This is a genomic window from Rhodococcus sp. NPDC003383 (genome assembly GCF_053589115.1).
In genome coordinates this window covers 24072-45382 of record NZ_JBSFRG010000020.1, presented here as the reverse complement: position 1 = coordinate 45382, position 21311 = coordinate 24072, and the positions used below count along the sequence as shown (strand labels likewise).

Sequence of the window (21311 nt, the reverse complement as noted above, 5' to 3'; positions counted from 1 at the left end):
GCGTGCATCAGGGGGAGGTAACCGTAACCATGTCGTCCCCTGCTGCCTCCGACGCCGCACCGGACGCCTCACCGACCGCGGACGGGAAGCTGCGGCAGTCCGGCCGGGGCATCGGCCCGTTCCTGCGCAGCCCCGCCGGGAACGCCGCGCTGCTCGGGGCGGTCGGCGCGGCACTGCTGGCGTTCGGCAGTTTCGGTGCCGGGAGCGTCCGACGGCAGGATCCGCTGCTCGAGGAGATGTTCCTGTCGTGGCTGCGGTTCGGTCACGGGCTGCTGCTGTCGACGATCCTGGTATGGGCGGGCGTTCTGCTGATGATCGCGGCGTGGGTGCGGCTCGGCCGCAGTGCCCGCGCCGGTCTGGTGAGCCTGCGCGACACCTGGAAGGTGCTGTCCGTGTGGGTGGTGCCGTTGCTGATCGCGACCCCGCTGTTCAGCCGCGACGCGTACTCCTATCTCGCCCAGGGCGCGATGCTGCGGGACGGGTTCGATCCGTATGTCGACGGTCCGGTGGTCAATCCGGGCATCCTGCTCGACAACGTCAGCAACGTGTGGAAGACCACGACGACTCCGTACGGACCCGTGCACCTGCTGCTCGGCGCCGGAATCACGTCGCTGACCGGGGACAATGTGGTGCTGGGGACGTGGCTGTGGCGGCTGACGATGCTGCCGGGCCTGGTCCTGATGGCGTGGGCGGTGCCGAAACTCGCCCGCCGGATGGGTGGCGATCCGACCATCGCGCTGTGGCTGGCCGTGCTCAATCCGCTCGTGCTGATCCACCTCGTCGGCGGTGTCCACAACGAACTTCTCATGGTCGGCCTCATGATGGCCGGCATCGTGCTCGTGCTCGAACGCCGCCACGTCGGCGGGATCGCGCTCGTGTCGCTCGGTGCGGCGATCAAGGCCACCGCCGGCCTGGCCCTGCCGTTCCTGGTCTGGGTGTGGATGGTGCACGAACGGGACCGGGCCCGTGAGGAGGGGCGCGATCCGGCCGCGCCGGTCCGGTTGTTCGTCAAGACCGCGGGTATCGGCGTCGTCGTGTTCGCCGCCGTGTTCGGTGCCGCGTCCGCGCTGGCCGGTGTCGGCATCGGATGGCTCACGGCGCTGTCCGGATCGTCGAAGATCATCAACTGGCTGTCGCTGCCGACGATGATGGCGCACGTCGTCACGTGGGTCACGCCGTGGCGCCTCGGCCCGGTGCTCGACGTGACCCGCATGATCTGCATGGTCGCGCTCCTGGTGATCCTCGTGTGGGCGTGGTGGCGGTTCCGGCGGACCGAACGCGACGCCGTCCTCGGCATCGTGGTCGTGCTGACCGCGGTGACCGTCCTCTCCCCCGCCGCGCTGCCCTGGTACTACTCGTGGCCGCTCGCCGTCGCCGCGGCCTTCGCGATGTCGACGCGGACGTTGATGGTGCTCGTGGGCCTGTCCACCTGGTTGATGGTGATCTTCAACCCGGACGGCTCGATCGGCATGTACAACGCGGCACACGTGGCCGTCGCGATCTTCGTGTCGGTGGTCGCGGCGCTGTCGCTGCGCACCGTCGATCCGCTGCACCTGCGTTCCCGGCGCCCGGCGCCCGCACCGGCGGCCGATCGGGTTCCGGCGGCATCCGCGGAGCCCTCCGCCGGTGACTGACGACCTGGGCGCGGCGTTCCGGTACTGCGAGCGGCTGACCGCCGCGCACGGCCGCACCTACCACCTGGCGGCACGACTGCTGCCCCCGGACCGTCGCGCCGGTGTGCACGCCCTCTACGGGTTCGCCCGCACCGTCGACGACATCGTCGACGTGACCTCCGTCGACGATCCCGCCACTGCGTCCCGGCAGGTCGACGCGGTGCACGCGCGTCTGCACGCCGCGCTCGCCGGTGATCCCGGCCCGGCCGACGACATCGGCCTCGTGGTCCGGGCCACGGCGGACACCATTCACCGCTACGAGATCCCCGTCGACTATTTCGAGGCGTTCGTGCGGTCGATGCGGATGGACATCCCGGCGACCGCCCAGTTCCGCGACCGGTACCGCGACATGGCGGAGCTGCAGGAGTACATGTACGGGTCGGCGGTGGTGATCGGCCTGCAGCTGCTACCGGTGTTCGGTGTCGAGGACCCCGACCGGGCGGGCCCGTACGCGGCCGCGCTGGGCACCGCGTTCCAGCTGACCAACTTCGTGCGGGACGTCGGTGAGGACCTGGCGCGCGGGCGGATCTACCTCCCGGCCGACGGCTGGGCCGCATTCGGGGTGGACGACGAACTGCTCGCCGAATGCCGGCGCACCGGCACACCCGATCCGCGGGTACGCCGGGCGCTGGCACATTTCGTGGCGCTCGCGCGTGCCGAATATCGGCGCGCCGAGCCGGGACTGGCATTGCTCCCGGACCGTGTCCGGCCGGGCATCCGGGCGGCGTTCGTGCTCTACGGCCGGATCCTCGACCAGGTGGAGGACCACGGGTACCGGGTGTTCGACCGGCGGGTCGTGGTGCCGCGCCGGCAGCGGGTGGCGGTGCTGCTCACGCAGCTCACCACCCGCCGCTGAGGCTCGGAAGCCCGAGGCTGTCGGTGAGAAGGCGAGATTGTCGCTCAGAAGCCCAGGGCTTGGGCCCGGCGGACGACCTCGCGCGCCGAGTGGGTGTGCAGGGCCGCCGCGGGGCTGCCACCTTCGAGCGAGTCGTCCTCGCGGAACAGCCAGGTCAGGATCTCGTCGTCGCGGAAGCCGCCGTCGTGCAGAACCGCGATCAGGCCCGGCACGCTCTTGAGGAGGTGCCCGTCCTCGCCGAAGAACGCTTCCGGCACGGCGAGCACGCCGTCGCGCTTGATCGCCAGGATCTGGCGGTCCCGCAGCATCTGGTGGACGCGGGTGATGACGACACCGAGTTGTTTCGACACATCGACGAGTTGCAGCACCGGGACCGAGGGGTCGAGGACGTCGTCGCAGAACGGGATTGAACTCACCCGGGTAACGTTATCGGGTTCGATCCGCTGTCCGCGCGAGACCGTCCCGTCCGGGGCGCTGGCTACGATCGACTGGGGTGTGCAGGCCCCACCCACTCAGGAACCGACCGACGTCGTGCACCGGCGTCGCAGAACACGGGGGTACACCGCGTGACCGCTGGAGGCGACCGCATGGTCGGCATCGTGCTCGATGGACGCTACCGGATCGAAGCGCCCATCGCTCGGGGCGGCATGTCGACGGTGTACCGGGGCACCGACCTGCGGCTCGACCGGCCCGTCGCCGTCAAGGTGATGGATCCGCAGCTCGCCGCCGATCCCCAGTTCCGCACCCGGTTCGAGTTCGAGGCCCGTGCGGTCGCGAAGCTGAACCATCCCGGTCTCGTCGCCGTGTACGACCAAGGGCACGACGGGGAGCACGCGTTCCTCGTGATGGAGCTGGTGGAGGGCGGCACCCTGCGTGAGCTGCTGCGCGAACGCGGGCCGATGCCCCCGCACGCCGCCGCCGCGGTCGCGGCACCGGTGCTCGGGGCGCTCGCCGTCGCGCATCGGGCGGGCCTGGTGCACCGCGACGTCAAACCCGAGAACATCCTGATCTCGGAGAGCGGCGAGGTGAAGATCGCCGATTTCGGGTTGGTGCGGGCCGTCGCCGCCGCCACCACGACGTCCCGCAGCGTGATCCTCGGCACCGCCGCGTACCTGTCGCCGGAGCAGGTGACGGTCGGCAACGCCGACGCGCGCAGCGACGTGTACTCGGCGGGCGTCGTCCTGTTCGAGATGCTGACCGGGCGCACCCCGTTCACCGGCGACACGTCGCTGTCGGTCGCCTACCAGCGGGTCGAGAAGGACGTGCCCGATCCGGGATCCTGCATCGACGGGGTGCCCCCGGAATTCGACGAGCTGGTCCGGCACGCGACCGAACGCGAACCCGGTCAGCGCTTCGACGACGCCGGCGCGATGGCGGCGGCGCTGACCGAGGTGTGCGAAACCCTGGCGTTGCCCCGGTACCGGGTGCCCGCGCCGCGCCGCGCACCCCGGCCGACCGCCGCGGACGCCGCTGTCGCCGCGCCTCCGGCCCCCGTGCCCGTCGAGGTGGCGGCATCATCGTCGGCGGCCTCGGCCGTGCACTCGGATGCACCCGCGACCACGGTGATTCCGTCCGTCCCGGCCCCCGCCGGTCCGGCTGCGCCGGTGACGACGCGGCACACGCGGGTCGTCACCCAGCAACAGCCGCGTGAGTTCGCGCCGGCGCAGGCGCCGGTGCCGCGTCCCGACTACGCCCTCGAACGTCGCGCCCAGCGGCGCCGGACGCTCGGCTGGATCGTCGCGATCCTGGTCGTCGCGCTGCTCCTCGGCTACGGCGGGTGGTGGCTCGGCGCGGGACGGCTGGCCACGGTGCCCACAATCGCCGGCCTGGATCGGGCGGCCGCGGTGTCGGCGCTCGAGGCCGCAGGGGTGTCGAACGAGATTCGCGGGCAGTATTCCGACGACGCCCCGGTCGACGCCGTGCTCGGTACCGACCCGGCCGCCGGTGAACGTGTCGGCGACGGCGAGACGGTCGCGCTGCTGGTGTCGCTGGGCCGGCCGACGGTTCCGAAACTGCCTGGTGGGGGCGACCGCGCGGCCGTCGAGGACGAGCTGCGGCGGCGCACGTTCGAGCCGGTCGACGGCGGCACGGCCTTCAGCAACACGGTCCCCGAGGGTGGGGTTGCCGCGCTGGATCCGGGTCCCGGCACGGAGCTGGCCGTCGGTTCACCGGTGAAGGTGATCATCAGCAAAGGCGCGGCCCCGGTGGAGATGCCCGACGTGTCGGGCAAGAAGCCCGACGCCGCCCGGTCCCAGCTCGAGGCTGCGGGCTTGACCGTGGTCGAGTCGAGGGAAGTGTTCGACCCGGACGTCGACGCCGGCCGGGTCGCGGGCACGGATCCCGCGACCGGTACCGAGGTCGGGGCCGGCAGCAGCGTCACTCTGCTCGTGTCGAATGCGGTGAAGGTTCCGTCGCTGCTGGGGCGATCGGTCACGGCGGCCCGCAACGAACTCGAGCGGCTCGGTCTCGGGGTCGAGGTACGCCAGGTCGCGGACACGGACCGGTCGGTGGTGATCGGTCAGAGTCCCGGCGCGGGTGATCGGGTGGAGCCGGGCGGCACCGTCACGCTGACCGCCCTCCCCTGATCTCGAGGATCTCGAGCACCGGAGACGCGTCCGGCCCCGGCGCGCGAGCACCGGGGCCGGACGTCGAGGGCAGTGTCAGCCGCGCAGCATCTCGGCGACGAGGAACGCCAGCTCGATGGACTGCTGGGTGTTCAGACGCGGGTCGCACGCCGTCTCGTAGCGGCCGTGCAGGTCCACGTCCGAGATGTCCTGGGCGCCGCCGAGGCACTCGGTGACGTTCTCACCGGTGAGCTCGACGTGGATGCCACCCGGGTGGGTGCCGAGCGCGTTGTGCACCTCGAAGAAGCCCTGCACCTCGTCGACGATGCGATCGAAGTGGCGGGTCTTGTAGCCGGTCGAGGACTCGTGGGTGTTGCCGTGCATCGGATCGCACTGCCAGATCACCTGGTGGCCGGTGGCCTCGACCTTCTCGATGATCCCGGGCAGCAGGTCGCGCACCTTGGAGTGCCCCATCCGCGAGATCAGGGTCAGCCGGCCCGGCTTGTTGGTCGGGTCGAGCCGTTCGACGTACTCGGCGGCCAGATCCGGGGTGGTGCTCGGGCCGATCTTGAGACCGATCGGATTGGCGAGCAGTTCGGCGAACGCGATGTGCGCACCGTCGAGCTGACGGGTGCGGTCACCGATCCACAGGAAGTGAGCGGACAGGTCGTACAGGCGCGGGTGCCCGTCGGTGTCGTCGAGGCGCAGCATCGCGCGCTCGTAGTCCAGCACGAGCGCCTCGTGGCTGGCGTAGATCGTCGCGGCCCGCAGGTTGGGGTCGATGACGCCGCACGCGTCCATGAAGCGCAGCCCGCGGTCGATCTCCGAGGCGAGTGCCTCGTAGCGGGCCCCGGCCGGCGACTTCGACACGAACTCGCGGTTCCAGTCGTGGACGCGGTGCAGGTCGGCCTCGCCACCGGCGGTGATGGCGCGCACCAGGTTCATCGCCGCGCTGGCGTTGGCGTACGCCCGGACCAGCCGTGACGGGTCGTGGGTCCGGACCGCGGCGTCGGCGACGATCGAGTTGACCATGTCGCCGCGGTAGGACGGCAGGCCGAGCGCGTCGGTGTCCGACGACCGCGGCTTGGCGTACTGCCCGGCGATCCGTGCGACCTTCACGACCGGCAGCGACGCACCGTAGGTGAGCACCACGGCCATCTGCAGCAGCGTCCGGATGTTGCCCTTGATGTGGGGTTCGGTGTTGTCGGCGAACGTCTCGGCGCAGTCACCGCCCTGCAGCAGGAACGCCTCGCCGCGCGCGACGGCGGCGAGATGGTCCTGCAGTTCGATGACCTCGCGGGGCACGGTGATGGGCGGCACGCTCTCGAGTACGGTGCGCATCGCCGCCGCCTGATCCACCGGCCAGTTCGGCTGCTGCAGCGCCGGCTTGGCGAGCGCGGCGTCGAGCTGCTCACGCATCTCGTCCGGCAGCGGGGGCAGTTCGGGCAAGCGGTCGATCGGCACGTCGACAGTCCAGTTCACGCTCACCAGGATATTGCCCCTGACCACCGGAGGTCACGCACCCCCGCAACCGGCGGGTTCACCGGGTGCGGCGGGCCGCTTCGATCGCCTCGAACTTCGCGAGGTTGTGGCGTGCGTCGGCGAGCGCGTCGTGATTGTCGTCCGGCACCGGCGGCAGCAACGGACGCCCGTGCTGCTCCCAGTGCTGGCGCAGTTCCCGGGTGAAACGCGGAATGGCGTCGGGCAGCTCGGGCATCGCGCCCCACAACTGCGCGAGGACGACATGGTCGTATGCCCCTATCCAGGCCCACAGCTCGGGCTGGATCCCAGGCCGGGGGATCAGGAAGGCGAGCAGGTCGTCGCGGATGCGCGCCCGCGATTTCCACGCGGGATGCGCTTCGGGGGGAAGTTTCGGCAGCACGTTGCGACGCACCCACGGACCGGCCCGGTCGGGATCGAACTCGTTGGACACCGCATAGAACTCACGGCCGTCCTCGCAGGCAACACCGATCGACACGAGCTCGATGGTTCGGCCATCCTCGATGAACTCGCAGTCGTAGAAATAACGCACGTGCGGACATTATGCCCGATAGGGTCGCGCGGCAACGATTCGCGTCGCCCCGATTCAGCCCGCCTGGGTGTCGGGCAACCGGTCGGCGTCGGCTGCGGCCGGCGCATTCGTCCCGGAAGCCGCGTCCTCCCCTGCCTTCTCGGAGGCTGCACCCTTCTTCTTCAGGGTCGCGGCGTAGATGTCGACGTATTCCTGGCCGGACAGCTGCATCAGCGCGTACATCACCTCGTCGGTGACGGTGCGCTCGACGAAGCGGTTCCCGCCCATCCCTTCGAAGCGGGAGAAGTCGATCGGCTCACCGATCTTCACGGTGATCTTCGCCGGCCGCCACATCTTCGAGCCGATCGGGTTCATCTTGTCGGTACCGATCATCGCCACGGGGATGACCTTGACGCCGGTTTCCAGGGCGAGGCGCGCCATGCCGGTCTTGCCCTTGTAGAGCCGTCCGTCCGGCGACCGGGTGCCCTCCGGGTAGATGCCGAGCAGTTTGCCCTGACCGAGCACGCGGACGCCGGCGTTGAGGGCGTCCTGCGCGGCGTCGGCGCCGGTGCGGTCGATGGGCACCTGGCCGACGGCGGAGAAGAACCAGCGCTGGAATCCGCCCTTGAGGCCGGTTCCGGTGAAGTACTCGCTCTTCGCGAGGAAGGTGATTCGCCGGCGCACCATCAGCGGCAGGAAGAACGAATCGAGGACCGCCTGGTGGTTACTCGCGAGGATCGCCGGGCCGTCCGACGGAATGTTCTCTCCGCCTTCGATTTTCGGGCGTCCCATGAGATACAGCAGCGGCCCCAGCAGAACGTATTTGAACAGCCAGTACCACATGGCATCCCTCCTGAACCCCGCCCGCACCACCACGCGCGCTCGACGATCGACTCTACGTCCACGCGGTGTCGGCGTGCACACCGCGACCCGCGTGCACGCGAGGTCACACCGGCGGACGTGACCAGCATCTCAGTCGGACGGACCGATCCTGCCGGGGTGCGCCGGGCCGCGGGCGAGATCCGCGGCGCCGATCAGTCCCGCCGCGTCCCCCAGATGCGCGGCGCGGATCCGCGCGAGCGGGCGATGTCCGGTACCGGTGAGGGCAGCGGCGTAGTGGTCGCGGGCGTCGTCGAGGAACAGCGAGGCCGAGCCCGACACACCCCCGGCGATCACGACGAGTTCGGGATCGTAGATGTCCGCGACGGCCGCCAGGCCGACTCCGAGCCAGCGCGCGAACTCGGCCATCGCGGCGACCGCGAGCACGTCCCCGTCCTGGGCCGCAGCCGCGATCCGGCGGCCGGTGAGCGACCCGGGATCGGCCGCGGCGTCACGGGCGAGCAGCGAGCGGCCCCGGACCGTGGGTAGCAGGTCGACGGCGGTGTCCACGAGTGCCGTGCCGCTGCAGTACCGCTCCCAGCATCCGCGTTTGCCGCACGCGCAGACCCGGCCGCCCGGAACCATCTGCAGGTGCCCGAGTTCCGGGGCGACACCGTGAGCGCCCCGGTAGATGCGGCCGTCGAGCAGCAGCGCTGCGCCGATGCCGGTGCCCAGCGCGACGAGGACCACGGTGTGCGCACCGGCGGCGGCCCCGAACCGATATTCGGCCCACGCTGCGGCGTTCGCGTCGTGTTCGAGGACGACGGGCATCGCGAACCGGTCGGTGAGCCGCTGCGCGACCGGCGCGTCCACCCAGGCCAGGTGGGGCGCGAACAGCACGGTGCGACGGTCGACCGCGAGGAATCCGGCGACGGCCAGGCCCACCGCGGCGACATCGTTGCGTTCGGACAGGTACCGGACGGTCTCCTCGAGCGCGTCTTCGAGGGCGCCGGCCGACGCCGGGGTCGCCGCGCGCACCGAATCGACGATCGTTCCCGTGCCGTCGACTACCGCGGCGCGGATGCTGGTGCCGCCGACGTCGATGCCGATCGTCAGCCGTTCCGGGTCAGCCATGTCGGTTCCCGCGCGGATCAGGGCCGGATCGTGACCGGAATGGACACGAACCCACCGTTCCGGTCGGTCGGTTCCGGCGGCGGCGTCGGCTCCGGACCGCCGGAACCCGCGGGGCCGGTCGGCGGCGGGAGGTAGCGGGCGAGCAGTTCGCGGATCAGCGCGATGAGCGCGGCGATCTGGGTGGCCAGCCGGGTGAGCAGTTCGTGGGGTTCGCCGCGCAGCAGGGCGGCGGCGGCACACACCGGGCACCACGAGCAGCCGGCGGAGGGTGCGGGGGTCGGCATGCCGGAAGGGGCGGCGTCGGCCGGTGTGTCCCCCGGCCCGGCTTCCGCCGGTGCGGGAGGCTGCGCGGCCGCGTACTGCTGGACGGCACGGTCGACACGGTCGAGAACGGCCTCGGCGAGCAGCCGCAGTTCGGCGACGAGGGCGTCGTGTTCGGAGCTCACTGGGGCCACACCGCCGGATCCGGAACGAATCGCACCACCAGGTCGCCGCCGTCGAACTCGGCACCGGAGACCGTGCAGCGCCGCAGACCCGACGCCAGCCGGACGCGGCGGCGGATCCCGTCCGCGCCGACCACGAGGTCGTCGTCGACCCGGCCCAGGGTCAAGGTCGCCGGATCTGCCAGCGGCAGATGCATCCGCATCGTGTACACCGAATCCACCCCTGTCCCCGATTCGTGTTGGACCCGGATCGGGGTCGTGTCGGCGGCCGCCGGCTCCCGAACATCCCGATCGTCCCGGTAGAGCGCCCGGGCAAACGCCCCCAGAGACGCCAACCCTACCGGTTCCGAGGCCTGCCGCTCACATTCGAGGACCGGCACGTCACCGACCGAGGAGACGATGTCGTCGAGCACCGACCGTTGCGTCCTGCGCTGCGCGGCGAGCCAGTCCGCGGCCGGTCCGGTGCCGGCACCGAAGTCGGGCACGAGGCCGTTGACGATCACACCGTCGAGGCGCAGCCCGGACAGCGCCGTCCACGAGCGGAGCCGGCGCAGTTCGGCGGCCGAGACACGGTCGGCGGTGCCGACGAGGGTCACCGACGTGCGCCGCCGGTCCGCGAGCAGATCCGCGATCTCCCCGAGCCGGTCCAGCATCCGGTCGAACAGCGCCACGACGAATCCGAGCCGCAGGTCCGGTCCGGTGGCGGCCTCGATCCGGCTGTGCCGCGGCCAGATCCGTTCGACGTAGTCGGCGGCCGTGCGGGGCGCGGCCAGCGTGCCGAACGCCGCGGCCCCCGACGGGCAGTCGACGACGACCGCGTGCCGTCGGCCGTCCGAGGTCAGGCGGGCGATCTCGTGGAGGGCGAAAACCTCCTGCAGGCCGGGCACACCGGTGATCTCCTCCGGCGCGGGCAGCGCGAACCCCGCGGCGTGCTCGTGTCCGCCTCCTGCGGCCGCGAGGAGCCTCGCCAACGCCGCGAAGCGCTGTTCGAGCAGGGCGAGCGAGTCGATCTCCAGGATGTCGAGTCCGTCGGCGACGGACCGGACGACGCCGGGCGCACGGTCGAGACCGAACAGGTCGGACAGCGACGACGCCTGATCCAGCGACACCAGCAGCACCGGGTGCTGCGGGCTCGCGGCCGCGACTGCGGTGGCGGCGGCCACCGTGCTGGTTCCGGCGCCGCCCTTGCCGACGAACAGCCGCAGGCGGGTCTCGGCGGTGCCCTCGTTCTCGCTCAGCCCTCGACCTGCTTCTTGAGTTCCTTGAGCGCGGTGTCGGTGATCACCTTCTCGGCCTTGCGCTTGAACAGGCCGATCATCGGGATCGTCAGATCCACGGTCAGTTCGTAGTCGACGGTGGTGCCGCCGCCCGGAGCGTCGGACAGCGCGTACGTCCCGGACTGCGCCTTCTGGATCTCACCGGATTCGAGTTCCCAGCTGACCGAACGGCCGTCCGCCGCCCACACGTAGCGCAGCACGTAGGTGTCCTTCACGATGCCCGCGTCGAGCACGAACCGGACACGCTCGGCACGACCGTCCGGAAACCTGTCGAGCACCTCCACCGACTTCGCCGCCTCCACCCAGGTCGGGTACTCGTCGAAATCCGCGATCACGGACATCACCCGATCGGCCGGAGCAGCGATGGTGATCGACCGCTTGGTCTTCTCGGCCATGCGATGACGCTTCCTTTCCGTCTGTTCCGCCCGGCCACATCCCCCGGGACGGTTGTCTGTCCCCACACCGTAACGGTCGCTGCCGTCACCGGCCGATCGTCAGTACTGCGGAGGCTCCCCCGCGGGCCGGCCGGTCTCGAGCTGCTGCTTGATCTCGAAGGTCATCTTCTTTCCCGCAACCCGCCGTTCCCGGTTCAGCTTCGCGAGGTCGAGCATGCCGACCCGTTCCGGCGCGACACCGGTCGGTTCGCAGTGCAGGAAGTAGTGGACGACGGCGCCGTCGAGCATCTCCTCGAGCCACACCTCCATGGTCCCGTTCAGCGGACCGGTGACCGCCCAGCGAATTCCCTTCTCGCCGCGGTCTTCCCGGACCGTGAGGGCCAGATCGGGCCACCACACACGCCATCGGTCGCGCCGCGCGACGGCCGCGGCGATGCGCTCGGGCGGCGCGGCGATGAAGGTCTGATCCGACACCTGAATGCTGCTCACGGGGACAGCTTCACATACGGCGGTGGTGGGCTCGATGCGGGGTCAGCTCAGGATCTTGCGCAGCTTCGCGCCGAGGGTGTCCCAGCGCCATTCGGCGCCGACCCAGGCGCGGCCCGCGGCGCCCATCGCGGCGGCGCGGTCACGGTCGGCGAGCACATCGGCGATGGTGTCCGCGATCTGCGCGACGTTCGTGCCGTCGACGACCCGCCCGGTCTTTCCCTCCTGCACGGTCTCGGGTGCGCCGCCGGACCGTCCGGCCACGACCGGGACGCCGGTCGCGGACGCCTCGAGGTAGACGATGCCGAGGCCTTCGACGTCGAGACCGGCACCGCGGGTCCGGCAGGGCATCGCGAAGACGTCGGCGATCGTGTGGTGCGCGGCGAGTTCCGCGGCGGGGACCCCGCCGGTGATCACGACGTGTTCCTCGACGCCGACCTGCCGGACCAGCTCGCGCAGCCGTCCCTCGTAGGGGCCTCCACCGACGATCACGAGCACCGCCCCGTCGATGCGGCGCCGGATCTGCGGCAGCGCGCGGATCAGCATGTCCTGGCCCTTGCGGGGTACCAGCCGCGACAGGCACAGCACCGTGGGCCGGTCCCCCAGCCCGTACCGGGCGCGCAATTCGGCGCGTGCGGCCGGATCGGGCCGGAACACCTCGGTGTCCACACCCGAGGGCAGGTGCTCGAGACCGGCGTTCGGCCCGAAGGCGGAGGCGAACCGGCCACGGGTGTAGCGGCTGACGAAGGTGACGGTGTCGGTGCCGTCGCCGATGCGCCGCAGCGCACCGCGTGCTCCCGGCAGCATCGACCAGCCGACCTCGTGCCCGTGTGTGCTGGCGACGATCTTCCGCGCCCCCGCGCGCCGGAGCACCGGGGCCAGCAGCGCCAGCGGTGCGGCCGCCCCGAACCAGACGGTCTCGCAGTCGTGCTCGGTGAGCAACCGGGTCGCGCGGCGCGCCACCATCGGGGTGGGCAGCATCAGGGTCGTGGGGTGGCGGACCACCTCGAACGGCTGCCGAGCGTCGAACTTCGTGTGGCTGTCGCCGCGCCACCGGGGTGCGTAGACGACGAGGTCCTCGGCCGGCAATTGCGCCGCGAACGACTGCAGGTACGACTGTATGCCGCCCGGGCGAGGCGGAAAATCGTTCGTCACCAACAGTGTTCGAGACATGACGTTCACCGTATCGGTGCGGGTTCGACCGCCGGGTGGGCGGGTCACCGGGTGGGCGGGTCCGGGCGGGCAGGTCACCGGGTGGGCGGGTCCGGGCGGGCAGGTCACCGGGTGGGCGGGTCCGGGCGGGCAGGTCACTGTGTGGACGCGGCCAGGCGGTCGTCGACCCAGCTCCCCCACGCCGCGACGAACGTGCCGGTGTCGGTGCCGAGCACGTCGGTCAGCACGGCATCGAGCTCCGCTCCGTCGATCGGCCCGCGGGCGAGCCGCCGATACAGCTCGGTCAGCCGCGCGGGCCCGTAGTCGTCGGCGGTGTAGGCGGCGAGCGACCATGCCGTCTCGTAGGCGAGCAGCGACCGTTCGTCGGTGAACTCGGCGTCCTCGGGCAGCGCGGCCGGGGTGCCGTTCCGGGTGACGGCCGCGGTGAGCGTCGGTGCCGTCGCGTCGAACTCCTCGTCCGCACCGAGATACCCGATGTAGTCGGCGTAGCCCTCGAGCATCCACAGCGGGGAGCCGTCGACGGTGTCTGCGCGGGCGGCGATGTGGGTGAGTTCGTGCCGCAACACGGTCCGCAGGCCCTCGGCGTCGAGCCTGTCGGCGGCGGCCGGGCTGAACACGATGCGCTGTCCGGTGGCGCTGCCCGCGCGGGGATCCACGGCATCGGACACCGCGACCGCGGCGATCCCGGCGCCGTTGTGCCGGTCGCCGACCTGATGGGTGAACTCGTCGTGGGACGAGGTGACGAGGACCACGGCCCGGCGCGACCAGTCCGTTCCCCAGATCCGGTCGACGGCGCCGACGGCGGGCTCCATCTCCCGGGCGATCGCATCCACGAGCTCTTCCTGCTCCGGGTGGCCGATCACCAGCGACCTCCCGCCTGAGCGTTGCGGCACGGGTTCGACGACGAGCGGCCCGAAGTCCCACGGGCCACGCCACGTGACCCGGCCGGGTCCGGGTTCGTCGTCGACGAGACGCCAGCCGTCGTCGCGCCGCACGACGACGACGGTGACGGGCTTGCGGGTGGGTTCGGCGTCGATTCCGTCGATCGCGTAGCGCAGGTACACGCTGCGTGTCTGCGCCTTCGCGTCGCCGAGCCGGGCGGCGACGTCGGCGGGCACCGGGGCGGGTTCCGCGTTGCCGAGCTCGTATCCCCAGTCCGAGAAGGGCACCTGCGCCACAGCGGCGGCCCTGCGCAGTTCCGCGTCGAGGAAACCGGGTCGGGCCCGGTCGTCGACGAGCGTGCGCAACGTGTCCGCGTCGGCGGCCCGGACCGCGGCCGCCCAGGTGTCGAGCAGCGCCTGGATCTCCTCCGACGCCTGGATCTCCTCAGACGCCCTGTCGACGGGCCCGGATCGGGGGCTCGTGTCGTCCGGGATGAACAGCACCAGCAGCGCGACGGCGGCCACCACAGCGGCGAGCCCGACGACCGCGAACCGCTCCCAGCGTCGCGGCGCGCGCGGTCGCGGAGAGGGTGAGGAATCGGGCACGGCGGACAGTCTAGGACCGCGCCCCACCGAGCACCGGAATGGTGGGCCGGGCCTCGGTCCGGCAGCAGGGTCAGTAGCGGCGGGCGCTGTGGAACGGGAAGCTGTCCATCGATTGGACCTTCACCGGAACACCGAACGTCGACGCGTGCACGATGTTGCCGTCACCGGCATACATGCCGACGTGGGATGCGTCGTCGTAGAAGATCACCAGGTCGCCGGGCTGCAGCTGGTCGCGCGAGACCGGGGTGCCGCCCTGCGCCTGGGCCTGGCTGGACCGCGGCAGGGTCTTTCCGACCTGCTTGTACGCCCACACCATGAGCCCGGAGCAGTCGAACTGGTCGGGGCCGGTGGCGCCCCACACGTAGGGGTCGCCGATGCGGGTCATCGCGGCCCGAAGAGCTGCGGATCCGGTGCCGGGCGCGAGCTTGGACAGGATCGTCGCGGCGTCCAGGCCGGGTGGGAACGGGGTGCCCGCAAGCACGGCCTTCTCGTCGTCGCTCAGTTTCGAGAACGCGTCGTACACCCCTTCGATCTGATTCCGGAGGTCGGTCTGCTGCCGCTCGAGGTCGTCGCGCAGCGTCTCGGCCTGCTCGGCGGCGACCCGGGCGGCGTCGGCGGAACGTTCGGAGGCCGCGGCCGCCTCGGCCGCCGCATTGTTCGCAACGCGGTAGCCCTCGACGTCGTCGGCGGTCTGCTGGGCGATCACGCCGAGCGTGGACATCTGATCGAGCAGCTGCTGCGGGGAATCGCTGACGAGCACCGAGTACAGGCGGTTGGTGCGGGCACCGCGGTAGTTCGCGGCGGCGAGCTTGTCGATCGTGGGGCGGAAGCGGTCCACCTCGGCCTGCGCCTGCGCCAGGACGCCGCGGTCGGCAGCGAGGCGAGCCTCGGCGTCGCGCTGGGCGTTCTGCTTGGCCTCGAGGTCGATGACGGCGTTGTGGAGTGCCTCGTTGGTCTGCTCGGACCTGCGGGACAGGTCGGCGAGGTGTTCGAGCGCGGCCGTCGGATTGTCGGCGGCGGGATCGGCGACCGCGGGAACGGTCAGACCCGCCGCCAGGAGCACCCCGGCCACGAGCCCGGCGCGCAGCGTCCGCTTCGTCCTGTCGAAAACCACGAGAGCGACGTCCTTTCCCCAAAGATCTCGATAAGGTTACGGAATGGCATAGGTTTGTGTCTACCCGGCAGTAGCCGCCGTCACCCGAGTGCAGAAACGCCGCGAGGGTGGTATCGGCTCGTGGGCCGATACCACCCTCGCGGGCGGATTCCCTGTGTGATCAGAAGCGGCGAGCGCCGTCCACAGGCATCGAGTTCAGCGGCGCGATCTTCACCGGCTGACCCGAGGTGGAGGCGTGCACGATGTTGCCGCCACCGATGTAGAGGCCGGTGTGGCTGCCGCCGTAGAAGGAGACGACGTCACCGGGCAGCAGCTCGGCGATGGACACGGCGCGACCCGCACCGGCCTGCTCGTAGCTGGTACGCGGCACGTTCAGACCGGCCTGCTTGTAGGCCCACTGCACCAGACCGGAGCAGTCGAACGAGTTCGGGCCGGCAGCGCCGTAGACGTAGGGCGCACCCAGCTTGGACTGCGCGGCGTCGGCGGCACGCTGGCCGACCGAGGTGTAGGGCGCGGTGAACTGAGCCGGGGCAGCCTGCGGGGCCGCGGGAGCCGCGGGGGCCGGCGGGATGAGGTTCGTGACCTCCGGCGGCAGGTTTGCGGGCAGTTCGACGTCGCCGATGCCGGGGATGTTGATCGGGGCGGCCATAGCGGGGGCGGCCGAGAGGGTCAGAGAGCCGAGCGCGAGGGCTCCGGCGACGACAGCGCGACGAATGTTGCGCGTGGACTTGTGAGACGCCACGGGGGTGTTGCTCCTTCTTCCGTCATCCGCCGACCGAGTTAGCTGACGGGTTCGGGCCGGGAAGATCAGCCCTACCCCTCGGCCGCTGACGCGACCGGAGGAGATTCACCCCAAGTAACAAGTGGGTCCCCGGCACGGGCACCCGATCTCGGGTGCGCCGATTAGGCGGTGGCCTAGCGGCTCCGGTCCGGTGGGCCGGCAAACTCTCCGCTTGGTCTCGAGAAGATTACGAAACGGCATCGACGGATGTCGACCGGCCCGCGTCCGAATTGACCGTTGGGCCCGCTCGGCGCGGACCGGAAGTCACACCGGGTCACGCTTGATCACGAACCGATAACGACGGGCTGTCGTAGGGCCCGCGGCACGCCACCCCGGCTCGGGGCCCACAGCACGGTCGCACCCGCCGCCGCGACGCCGTCTCCGCAGGCCGGGACGCATTTTCGCAGCGAGGCCGCCGACCGCGAGCCGCCCTCCACCCCGAACCTCCAGGGGCTTCGCGAGACGGAACAACGGAGCCGGATTCGACGACCCGCAGAGGACCGTCGAATCCCCGTGCGAAAAACCGGTGTGATCCTCGCCACTCAGTGCTTTCGGCAGCGCTCACAGCCCGGTTCCCGAGGCTGTCGGTGCCGCTTCTTAACCTGACGTCCATGACGTCCCCGCTCCGGTCCGGTCCCATACCTCCGACCGGCGTCCAACTCGCCTTCGACGAACTGGACACCCCGCTGCGGGGCACCACGTTCGTCGTCGTGGACCTCGAGACCACCGGCGGCAGCGCCGAGAACGACGCCGTCACCGAGATCGGGGCGGTCAAGGTCCGCGGCGGCGAGGTCCTCGGCGAATTCGCCACCCTCGTCGATCCCGGTCGCGACATTCCGCCGGCGATCGTCGAACTGACCGGGATCACCACGGCGATGGTGCGGGCCGCGCCGCGGATGGAACAGGTGCTGCCGTCCTTCCTCGAATTCGCCGCGGGTTCCGTGCTGGTGGCGCACAACGCGGGATTCGACGTCGGCTTCCTCCGCGCGGCCGCCGCGCGCAACGACACGGCCTGGCCGCGGTTCCCGGTGGTGTGCACCGTGAAACTCGCGCGCCGGGTCCTCGGGCGCGACGAGGCACCGTCGGTGCGTCTGTCCGCACTCGCCGACCTCTTCCACGTCTCGACCCGCCCGACGCACCGCGCCCTCGACGACGCCCGCGCGACCGTCGACGTCCTGCACGCATTGATCGAACGCGTCGGGAACCAGGGCGTGCACAGTCTCACCGAGCTGCGCGACTACATCCCCGCGATCAGTGCGGAACAGCGGGCCAAACGGACGCTCGCCGCCCACCTGCCCCACCGGCCGGGCGTCTACATGTTCCGCGGACCGTCCGACGAAGTGCTCTACGTCGGCACGGCGGTGAACCTGCACCGCCGCGTCCGCAACTACTTCACCGGGTCCGAGACGCGCCCGAGGATGCGCGAGATGGTCGCACTGACCACACGCATCGACCACGTCGAATGCGCACACGGGCTCGAGGCCGGGGTCCGGGAACTGCGGCTGCTCGCCGCTCACACTCCCCCGTACAACCGCCGGTCGAAGTACCCGACCCGCGGCTGGTGGATCAACCTGTCCGACGACGCGTTCCCCCGGCTCGTGGTGGGCCGCACGCCCGGCGTCGACGCGCTCGGACCGTTCTCCGCGCGCGCGTCCGCCGCCGAGGTCGCGGCGACACTCGCCGAGGTGTGCGGACTGCGCACGTGCACGCGCCGGATCGCGCGCAGCGGCCGGCACGGCGACCGGTGCCCGCCCGAGGCCGTGGGAGGCTGCAGTGCCGCCCCGTACGGCCTCCAGAGCGCCGAGCAGTACGCCGCGCAGGTCGCGGTGGCACGCGAGCTGCTGCGCGGCAGCGACGACACCGCCCTGGTCCGGCTGCGCGACCGCATCACCGACCTCGCCGGCGCCGAACTGTTCGAGAACGCCGCCCGGCTGCGCGACCGCGCCGCCGACGTCGTGCGGGCACTGCGGAGAACGCAGCGACTGGCCGCGCTCGCCGCCGTCGACGAGTTGATCGCGGCGAAACCGCGTCCGGAGGGCGGGTGGGAGTTCGCCGTGATCCGCTCCGGAAGACTCGCGTCGGCCGGGGTCGCGGCGCGGCACGTGCCACCGATGCCGGTGGTCGAGGCGATCGCGGCCGCGGCCGAAACGGTGCGACCGACCGCGGCGCCGCTGCGTGGCGCTCCGGTGGAAGAGATCGGGCTGGTGGCCCGCTGGCTCGACGAGGACGGCATCCGGATCGTCCGGGCCACGCACGGCTGGACGGAACCGGCCCGCGGGGCGGGGGCATGGATGCACTGGGTGGACAAGGCGCGGGAGGCCCGGTCGGACTCGGTCGACGTAGTCGCCCGGTCGGACACCGCCGACAGGGCCACCGCCGCCGGGGTGCGGCACCTTCTAGGCTGAGCACACCCGCGAGCAAGAGTGAGGAGCGCTCATGATCAACGCCATCGTCCTGATCGACGCCGAGGCCGACCGGATCCAGGAAGCCGCGCAGGCGGTCGCCGACCTGGACGGGGTCGACAAGGTGTATTCCTGCGCCGGCGACGTCGATCTGATCGCCATGGTGCGGGTCCGCGACCACGAGCAGATCGCGGAGGTCGTCACCGGCCGTATCAACAAGGTCGAGGGCGTCTCCCGGACCGTCACGCACATCGCGTTCCGGTCGTACTCGAGTTCCGACGTCGAAGCCGGATTCTCGATCGGCGAATAGCCGCGGATCAGCCGGCGGCGCCGAGCCGGGTCGTGGTTTCCGCCCACGTCGCCAGCACGCGCTCGGCACCGCCGCTGTCGACGGCGGCAGCGGCCTCTTCGAGGCCTGCCGCGAGCGCATCCTCGAGCGAACCTTCCACTCCGCGGTAGGCCGCGATCGCCCCCGCCGCGTTGAGCAGGACCGCGTCGCGGACCGGCCCGGTCTTCCCGGCGAGCATCGCACGGGCGATCGCCGCGTTCTCGACGGCGTCGCCACCGCGCAACGCCTCGAGGGGAACCCGGGCGATGCCCAGCACCGTCGGATCGAAGGTCTGCGTGCGTACCGCGCCCTCGTGCACGATCCGCACGGTCGAGGTCGTCGAGAGGGTCAGTTCGTCGAGCCCGTCGTCGCCGCGCACCACGAGCGCCGAATTCCCGCGTGCCGCGAGCACCCCGGCGATCGTGTCGAGCAGGCCCGGGAACGCGCACCCGATCAGCCCTGCCCGGGGCCGCGCCGGATTGGTCAGCGGGCCGAGGACGTTGAACACCGTCGGAATACCGATCTCCTTGCGGGTCGGACCGGCGAAACGCAGCGCGGGGTGGAACACCGGCGCGAAGCAGAACCCGATCCCCGCCTCGGCGAGCGACTGCGCGACCTGCTCCGGGCCGAGCGTGATGTGCACACCGAGCGCCTCGAGGACATCGGCGCCACCGCTCTTCGACGATGCCGCGCGGTTGCCGTGCTTCACCACGCGGATACCGGTCGCCGCGACGACCAGCGACGCCATCGTCGAGATGTTCACCGTGTTCGCCCGGTCGCCGCCTGTGCCGACGATGTCGACGGCGTCGTCGTCGACCGGCACGAGTCGCGCGTGCCCGAGCATCGAGTCGGAGAGCCCGAGAACTTCCTCGGGTGTCTCCCCCTTCATCTTCAGAGCGACACCGAACGCGGCGATCTGCGCGGAGGTCGCATTGTCGGACATGATCTCGTCCATCGCCCACTGCGCCTCGGACCTGGTCAGGTCACGGCCGGAGGTCAATGCGCCGAGCACCGCGGGCCAGCTCTGCGCCACCTCGTCCGCCGGTCGTCCCGCGTTCATCGCACCCACCTTCGCCGCACCTCGCTCCGTTACCGGGCACCGTCCGCGCCCCTTCCGCTGGGAGCTTAGTCAGCTGCGGAATCGGGCTGCAGTGCGTCCCATCCCGTGGCCGTTCCGCCGAGGCGCTGTGCCAGCCCCGCCATCCGCGACTTCTCCTGGGCGCAGTGCATCGCGTCGAGGATCTGCACCCGCTGCAGGACGAACCCGGTACGGCCGTTCGTGGGGGTGTGCACGGGGGCTGCCTTCACGTACCCCTCCTGGCCGGCGAGCTCGACGGCACGGTCCACGGCGTCGGCGGGGAGTTCGAGATGGTGCCGGAGCACGGCTTCGTCGCCATCGACCCAGCGCGGCGCGGTCGCGGCTCCTCGCTCGAGGGCACCGGAACACGACTCGGCGTCGTCGAAGGACGACACCACCACGACCAGGTCCGTCCGCGCCGGATCCAGGGGCGGTCGGCGGCCCCCTCTCAGCGCTTGCCGGAGACGTTCCCAGATCCCTGTGACACCGCTCATGCACACCACGATCGCACGGTCGGTGGCCGGGGGCACATCCCGGTCGCTGCACGGCCAGGACCAGGCGATTACCTGCAAAGACGCGCCGAATTCCGCCCCGATTGCCCAAGACTTACTACGACGGGTCATACTAGCCAGCGTGACGAGCGCAGTAGGGACTTCAGGAACTGCAATCACCCAGCGCGTGCACTCGCTGAACCGGCCCAACCTGGTCAGCGTCGGCACCATTGTGTGGTTGTCCAGTGAGCTCATGTTTTTCGCAGGGCTCTTCGCCATGTACTTCGTGGCACGGGCTCAGGCCCACGGTGATTGGCCGCCGGCCCCCACCCACTTGAACCTGTTGCTGGCGGTGCCGGTGACGCTGGTGCTGATCGCGTCTTCCTTCACGTGTCAGCTGGGTGTGTTCGCCGCCGAGCGCGGTGACGTGTTCGGGCTCCGCCGGTGGTACGTCGTGACCCTCGCGATGGGCACGTTCTTCGTGCTCGGCCAGGGCTACGAGTACATCAACCTGGTTCGCGAAGGCACCTCCATCTCGAGCAGCGTGTACGGCTCGGTGTTCTACATGACCACCGGTTTCCACGGCCTGCACGTGATCGGCGGCCTGGTGGCCTTCGTGTTCCTCCTGGTCCGCACCCGGGTCAGCAAGTTCACTCCGGCGCAGGCCACCGCGGCGATCGTCGTGTCCTACTACTGGCACTTCGTCGACATCGTGTGGATCGCCCTGTTTGCCACGATTTATTTCATCCGTTAGCCAGCTGTACGCCCAGGCAGCCCCCTGACGTCCAGTCCGTCCCGA

At 70.9% G+C, this 21311-nt stretch carries 21 protein-coding genes and 1 riboswitch; of the genes, 6 read left to right on the top strand and 15 right to left on the bottom strand.

From position 1 onward, the window contains the following. Positions 1-29: 29 nt before the first annotated feature. Together ACWDTS_RS17980 and ACWDTS_RS17975 are read left to right on the top strand one after the other, a co-directional pair. Positions 30-1634, top strand: coding sequence for an alpha-(1->6)-mannopyranosyltransferase A (locus ACWDTS_RS17980; protein ID WP_450110295.1), 1605 nt, complete (start codon positions 30-32; stop codon positions 1632-1634). Then, a complete protein-coding gene (locus tag ACWDTS_RS17975; protein WP_450110294.1) occupies positions 1627-2529 on the top strand; it encodes a phytoene/squalene synthase family protein in 903 nt (300 codons plus the stop codon). The genes ACWDTS_RS17980 and ACWDTS_RS17975 overlap by 8 nt, the downstream gene beginning before the upstream one ends. Before the next feature lie 44 nt (positions 2530-2573). On the opposite strand, the gene ACWDTS_RS17970 is transcribed toward ACWDTS_RS17975, so the two are convergent. Continuing rightward, positions 2574-2945, bottom strand: a complete 372-nt coding sequence (locus ACWDTS_RS17970) for an Rv2175c family DNA-binding protein (protein ID WP_307846373.1) — start codon at positions 2943-2945, stop codon at positions 2574-2576. A 150-nt stretch (positions 2946-3095) separates the two neighbouring features. Between ACWDTS_RS17970 and pknB the strand changes: the two genes are divergently transcribed. Then, positions 3096-5114: a Stk1 family PASTA domain-containing Ser/Thr kinase gene (pknB, locus tag ACWDTS_RS17965; RefSeq protein ID WP_450110293.1), complete on the top strand. Its 2019-nt coding sequence runs from the start codon at positions 3096-3098 to the stop codon at positions 5112-5114. Between the two features lie 75 nt (positions 5115-5189). Here pknB and ACWDTS_RS17960 read toward each other — a convergent pair whose 3' ends face one another. The 12 genes from ACWDTS_RS17960 to ACWDTS_RS17905 form a co-directional block, all read right to left on the bottom strand. Beyond that, complete coding sequence (locus ACWDTS_RS17960; RefSeq protein WP_197254096.1) at positions 5190-6575, bottom strand: class II 3-deoxy-7-phosphoheptulonate synthase; 1386 nt, start codon at positions 6573-6575, stop codon at positions 5190-5192. A gap of 58 nt (positions 6576-6633) precedes the next feature. Then, complete coding sequence (locus ACWDTS_RS17955) at positions 6634-7125, bottom strand: polyadenylate-specific 3'-exoribonuclease AS (RefSeq protein WP_450110291.1); 492 nt, start codon at positions 7123-7125, stop codon at positions 6634-6636. A gap of 54 nt (positions 7126-7179) precedes the next feature. Further along, entirely contained in the window at positions 7180-7947 is a 768-nt protein-coding gene (locus tag ACWDTS_RS17950) for a lysophospholipid acyltransferase family protein (protein ID WP_450110290.1), read from the bottom strand. A 129-nt stretch (positions 7948-8076) separates the two neighbouring features. Continuing rightward, positions 8077-9057 (bottom strand): ROK family protein, encoded by a 981-nt coding sequence (locus ACWDTS_RS17945; RefSeq protein WP_450118735.1) that lies wholly within the window; start codon positions 9055-9057, stop codon positions 8077-8079. Positions 9058-9074: 17 nt separating this feature from the next. Beyond that, positions 9075-9503 carry a hypothetical protein gene (locus ACWDTS_RS17940; RefSeq protein ID WP_450118734.1) on the bottom strand — a complete coding sequence of 143 codons (429 nt, stop codon included), beginning with the start codon at positions 9501-9503 and terminating at the stop codon, positions 9075-9077. Beyond that, positions 9500-10699: an ArsA family ATPase gene (locus ACWDTS_RS17935; RefSeq protein ID WP_450118761.1), complete on the bottom strand. Its 1200-nt coding sequence runs from the start codon at positions 10697-10699 to the stop codon at positions 9500-9502. The genes ACWDTS_RS17940 and ACWDTS_RS17935 overlap by 4 nt, the downstream gene beginning before the upstream one ends. A 35-nt stretch (positions 10700-10734) precedes the next feature. After that, the gene (locus tag ACWDTS_RS17930) at positions 10735-11172 is read right to left on the bottom strand and encodes an SRPBCC family protein (protein ID WP_197254087.1); all 438 of its coding nucleotides are present in this window, start codon (positions 11170-11172) and stop codon (positions 10735-10737) included. Positions 11173-11271: 99 nt separating this feature from the next. Next, a complete protein-coding gene (locus ACWDTS_RS17925) occupies positions 11272-11661 on the bottom strand; it encodes a polyketide cyclase / dehydrase and lipid transport (RefSeq protein WP_450110288.1) in 390 nt (129 codons plus the stop codon). A gap of 42 nt (positions 11662-11703) precedes the next feature. After that, a complete protein-coding gene (locus ACWDTS_RS17920; protein ID WP_450118733.1) occupies positions 11704-12831 on the bottom strand; it encodes a glycosyltransferase family 4 protein in 1128 nt (375 codons plus the stop codon). A gap of 134 nt (positions 12832-12965) precedes the next feature. After that, entirely contained in the window at positions 12966-14318 is a 1353-nt protein-coding gene (locus tag ACWDTS_RS17915; protein ID WP_450118732.1) for a hypothetical protein, read from the bottom strand. 70 nt (positions 14319-14388) lie between these two features. After that, positions 14389-15432: an NlpC/P60 family protein gene (locus ACWDTS_RS17910; RefSeq protein ID WP_450110285.1), complete on the bottom strand. Its 1044-nt coding sequence runs from the start codon at positions 15430-15432 to the stop codon at positions 14389-14391. A gap of 160 nt (positions 15433-15592) precedes the next feature. Further along, on the bottom strand, positions 15593-16174 hold the full coding sequence (locus tag ACWDTS_RS17905) for a C40 family peptidase (RefSeq protein ID WP_197254081.1): 582 nt from the start codon (positions 16172-16174) through the stop codon (positions 15593-15595). Positions 16175-16186: 12 nt separating this feature from the next. Next, positions 16187-16352: riboswitch (cyclic di-AMP (ydaO/yuaA leader) on the bottom strand. 472 nt (positions 16353-16824) lie between these two features. On the opposite strand from ACWDTS_RS17905, the gene ACWDTS_RS17900 reads away from it, so the two are divergent. Next, a complete protein-coding gene (locus ACWDTS_RS17900; RefSeq protein ID WP_450118731.1) occupies positions 16825-18618 on the top strand; it encodes a DEDD exonuclease domain-containing protein in 1794 nt (597 codons plus the stop codon). A gap of 31 nt (positions 18619-18649) precedes the next feature. Then, positions 18650-18925: an Lrp/AsnC family transcriptional regulator gene (locus ACWDTS_RS17895; RefSeq protein ID WP_197254077.1), complete on the top strand. Its 276-nt coding sequence runs from the start codon at positions 18650-18652 to the stop codon at positions 18923-18925. A 7-nt stretch (positions 18926-18932) separates the two neighbouring features. Here the strand turns inward: ACWDTS_RS17895 and trpD are convergent, their stop codons facing one another. Continuing rightward, positions 18933-20003, bottom strand: coding sequence for an anthranilate phosphoribosyltransferase (gene trpD, locus ACWDTS_RS17890; RefSeq protein WP_450110283.1), 1071 nt, complete (start codon positions 20001-20003; stop codon positions 18933-18935). A gap of 65 nt (positions 20004-20068) precedes the next feature. Beyond that, positions 20069-20515 carry a hypothetical protein gene (locus tag ACWDTS_RS17885; protein WP_450110282.1) on the bottom strand — a complete coding sequence of 149 codons (447 nt, stop codon included), beginning with the start codon at positions 20513-20515 and terminating at the stop codon, positions 20069-20071. Between the two features lie 139 nt (positions 20516-20654). Here ACWDTS_RS17885 and ctaE point away from each other — a divergent pair, with 139 nt between their 5' ends. Beyond that, positions 20655-21266: an aa3-type cytochrome oxidase subunit III gene (gene ctaE, locus ACWDTS_RS17880; protein ID WP_450110324.1), complete on the top strand. Its 612-nt coding sequence runs from the start codon at positions 20655-20657 to the stop codon at positions 21264-21266. Positions 21267-21311 lie beyond the last annotated feature (45 nt).